Source organism: Protofrankia coriariae (assembly GCF_001017755.1).
GTDB lineage: Bacteria > Actinomycetota > Actinomycetes > Frankiales > Frankiaceae > Protofrankia > Protofrankia coriariae.
On record NZ_JWIO01000019.1, the window covers coordinates 1 to 3,886 of the forward strand.

At 73.0% G+C, this 3,886-nt stretch carries 4 protein-coding genes and 1 pseudogene; all 5 read left to right on the plus strand.

Translation table 11 applies throughout. The features are described from left to right. Nucleotides 1-177: 177 nt before the first annotated feature. The 5 genes and pseudogenes from FrCorBMG51_RS31240 to FrCorBMG51_RS33840 all read left to right on the plus strand — a co-directional run bounded on the left by FrCorBMG51_RS31240 (nt 178) and on the right by FrCorBMG51_RS33840 (nt 3,469). Complete coding sequence (locus tag FrCorBMG51_RS31240; RefSeq protein WP_052914641.1) at nt 178-738, plus strand: hypothetical protein; 561 nt, start codon at nt 178-180, stop codon at nt 736-738. A gap of 142 nt (nt 739-880) precedes the next feature. Then, entirely contained in the window at nt 881-1,306 is a 426-nt protein-coding gene (locus FrCorBMG51_RS31245) for a hypothetical protein (protein WP_052914642.1), read from the plus strand. Further along, nucleotides 1,219-1,989, plus strand: a complete 771-nt coding sequence (locus FrCorBMG51_RS31250; protein ID WP_052914643.1) for a CHAT domain-containing protein — start codon at nt 1,219-1,221, stop codon at nt 1,987-1,989. The genes FrCorBMG51_RS31245 and FrCorBMG51_RS31250 overlap by 88 nt, the downstream gene beginning before the upstream one ends. A 78-nt stretch (nt 1,990-2,067) precedes the next feature. Continuing rightward, a complete protein-coding gene (locus FrCorBMG51_RS13220; RefSeq protein ID WP_047223389.1) occupies nt 2,068-2,523 on the plus strand; it encodes a hypothetical protein in 456 nt (151 codons plus the stop codon). 4 nt (nt 2,524-2,527) lie between these two features. Continuing rightward, nucleotides 2,528-3,469: pseudogene (locus tag FrCorBMG51_RS33840) on the plus strand (hypothetical protein). Nucleotides 3,470-3,886 lie beyond the last annotated feature (417 nt).

The window sequence follows — 3,886 nt, forward strand, 5'->3', positions numbered from 1 at the left end:
TCACCCCCACCAACCACCCCAACCACGCCGGCTTGCTGTCCAACCTCGGCCTTGCCTTGCGAACCCGGTTCGAACGGGTCGGAGAACTAGCGGACCTCGACGCCGCGATCACCACCGTCCGAGAAGCAGTCACAGCCACCCCCACCAACCACCCCCACCAACCACCCCGACCGCGCCATGTACCTGTCCAACCTTGGCGCCGCACTGCAGACCCGGTTCGAGCGGGTCGGGGAGATGACAGACCTCGACGACGCGATCACCACCAGCCAGGAAGCGGTCGCGGTCGCGGTGGCGCCACCGCGGATACGCGCGGGCGCGGCCCGCGGCTGGGGGCGGTCGGCGGCTGCCGGGGGGCGGTGGGAGCAGGCGACGGCCGGGTTCACCGCGGCGATCGACCTGCTCTCCCCGCTCATCCCCCGCAGCCTGGCTCGGACCGACCAGGAGGGGCTGCTCGCAGAACTCGGCAGCCTGGGGGCGGACGCCGCCGCCTGCGCGCTGCGCGCCGGGCAGCCCGCCCGGGCCGTCGAGCTGTTCGAGCAGGGCCGGGGGGTGCTGCTGGGGCAGGCGTTGGACACCCGGACCGACCTGACCGCTTTGGCCGCCCGTCATCCGGAACTGGCCGGCCGGTTCACCGACCTGTGCGCCCAGCTCGACCAGCCCACGCCCGCCGCCGGGCCTGTCGCGGTCGATACGGCCGGCGCAATCGGCCATCCCGGCTGCCAATCTCACCGACGGTGAGCGGGAGCGGCGTCGACGGGCCGCTGACGCCCTTGAAGCCACGATCGGGCGGATCCGCGGGCTGCCCGGCTTCGAGGACTTCCTACGCCCACCCCGGCTGGCCGACCTGCTGCCCGCCGCCACCGCCGGACCGATCATCCTGGTGATCGTGTCCGAGTTCGGGTCGTCCGCGCTGATCCTGACCGCCGACGGGCTGCTCGACCCCGTCGACCTCCCCGCACTCACCCCCGCCGCGGTCTACGAGCAGACCGTCGCGTTCCTGACCGCGCTGGCCAGCCCCCACACACCGGACAACAGACAACAACTGACCGACACCCTTGGCTGGCTGTGGGACAACCTGGCCGGCCCGGTCCTCGACCGGCTCGGGATCACCGGCCGGCCCCCACCGGCACCCCGGGAGTCGTCCCGCCGGAGAGGACCGGCCCCACCGGACCGGGCCCGGCCGCTGTGCGGCGGCCGGAGGACGCGGGCGGGCTGCGGGTGTGGTGGTGTGTCTCCGGGCTGCTGGCGTTCCTGCCGGTCCACGCCGCCGGCCACCACCACACCCGGCACGACCCGGCCCCGGTGACCGTGCTGGACCGGGTGATCAGCTCGACCACCCCCACGATCCGCGCTCTCATCCACGCCCGCCGCCCTCTCCCCGGCGCGGAGGGTGGACGGATCGTGGCGGTCGGGATGCCCCGTACCCCTGGCGCGTCCGACCTGCCCGGCACCGCGGAGGAGATTCGTCAGCTGCGGGAGCGGTTCCCCGAGCGGGTCCAACCGCTGGGCGGGGATGACGCCACCCGGGGCACGGTGACGGCGGCGCTGCCGGCCGCCCGGTGGGCGCACTTCGCCTGCCACGGCCAAGCCGACCTGGCCAACCCCTCGGCCAGCCGGCTGCTACTCGCCGACCATCAGCAGCGGCCGCTGACGGTCGTGGATGTCGCCCGGCTGCGCCTGGACAGCGCCCAGCTGGCGTTCCTGTCCGCCTGCGAGACCGCCCGCCCCGGCGGTCGGCTGGCCGACGAGGTGATCAATCTGGCGGCGGCGTTCCAACTCGCCGGCTACCGGCATGTCATCGGGACGCTGTGGCCGATCGGCGACCAGCACGCCGTGGAGATCGCCGACCACATCTACACCCTCCTCGGCACCAACGGCGCCGACGCGGACAATGTGGCCGTCGCGGTGCATACGGCGACCCGGCGGCTACGTGACCGGTGGCCACACGAGCCGTCGGTGTGGGCGCCGCACATCCACGCCGGCGCCTGACACCCCGCACCCACTCGGGTGGCACGCACCCGGGCCGGCACCCGGTATGGACGACGCACGGTACGACGAGGAGAACCGATGGGCACCGACGACGGCGAAGTGAACGAGATCAAGGGGGTGCTGGAGGCTGCTCGGGCGATCCGCCCCTATCTGGACGAGCTGGTCGGCCCGGCCGCCCCCGATCTGGACCGCAGCCTCGCCAACCAGCTCACCGCCGTCACCGCCACCGCCATCACCCCCACCGACCACGCGGCGGCTGCCCGCCAGCTCCGCGCGCTGCTCGACGGCAACGAGACCACCGCATGGTTCCTCAGGACGGTTCTGGAGGACGCGCCGCGTTACCGACCGCCCTACCATCAGCCCCGCTACCTGTACCGGCAGACCGGCGGCGCGCTCGTCCTGCCGGGCGATCCCGGCCCGGTCGAGGCCGGCCGCTACGTCTGCCCGCGCGGTGACTACACCTGGTACCGGCCCGAAGTCGGCGTCGCGATCCCGGACTGTCCCACCCATCAGGTCCGCCTGGTGCGAGGCTGACCTGATGCTGGGGGCGTTCTGGGAGGCGGTCGGGGGGAAACTCGCCGACCGCTGGGCCACCGTCACCGCCCCCGCCCTGATCTTCTGGCTGGCCGGGCTCGCCGCCTGGACCCACCACCGCGGCGGCCTGCACACACTGAGCGAACAGGCCGACTGGCTGGACCGGCAGACCCCGGCCGTGCAGACCGCCGCCATCCTCACCGTCCTGCTCGCCGTGCTCGCCTCCGGCATCCTCGTCGCCCGCGCCGCCACCCCGGTGCTGCGGCTGCTGGAGGGCTACTGGCCCGCCTGGACCGCACCCGTCCGCCGCCGGCTGGCCGGCCGGCTCGCGGCCCGCGCCGNGGCTCGCGGCCCGCGCCGCCGCCGACCAGACCGCCTGGCAGGCCGCCTACGACCGCGTCCGCCCACCGAGCACCCCCACCACCGACGAACTCGCCGCCTACACCCGGCTGGAACGCTGCCGCCGGCGCCGCCCGGCTACTTCCTGCCCACCCCGATCGGGAACATCCTGCGCGCCGCCGAAGGCCGCCCGCTGGACAAGTACGGCCTGGACGCGATCATCCTGTGGCCGCGGCTGTGGCCGGCGCTGCCCGAGACCACCCGCGCCGACCTGCTCGCAGCCCGCGCCAGCCTGGACGCGGCGGTCACCACCGCGGTGTGGGGGCTGCTGTTCTGCGCGTTCACCCCGTTCACCTGGCTGGCGCTGCCCGTCGGGCTCGCCGTCGCCGTCGGCAGCGTGACGCTGATGGTCCCGGCCCGGGCGCAGACGTTCGGTGACCTGGTCGAGGCCGCCTACGACCAGCACCGCGTCCTGCTCTACACCTAGCTGCGCTGGCCGCCGCCGGCCAACCCGGCCGCCGAACGTGCCGAGGGCGCCAGGCTGACCGCCTACCTGTGGCGGGGCTCCGACGACACCCACCCCACGTTCACCCCACCCCCCGGCTGACCCACCACCCCCGGCGGCAGCCACCCCGAGTCACCACCGCCGGGCCTGTCGCCTGCCCGAGCCTGCCACCGGCATCACGGCTCGCCACGGAATATCAGATCAGTGACGGCGACCGGGTGGATGGATCACGATACGGTGCGGGCCGAGCCCGCCGGGGACCAGCGGCCATCTACTGAAGGTAACGACCACAGGACGTGAGGTCGCGTGTCGTGAACTGGACAGGCCGTTCCCCGATGGCCCCTGGCAGGCCGCCCGACGGCAGGATCGATCATCAATATGATCTAGATCATGCATCACTGCAGGTCAAAGCACTGTCACAAATCTTGGTTGAAAATTTTCAAGTAACCGGCCGCAGCAACACAAACCTCTTTCGGTTACAACCTCTGTGCCGTCGTATTCATCGGCGGCTTCCTGCCA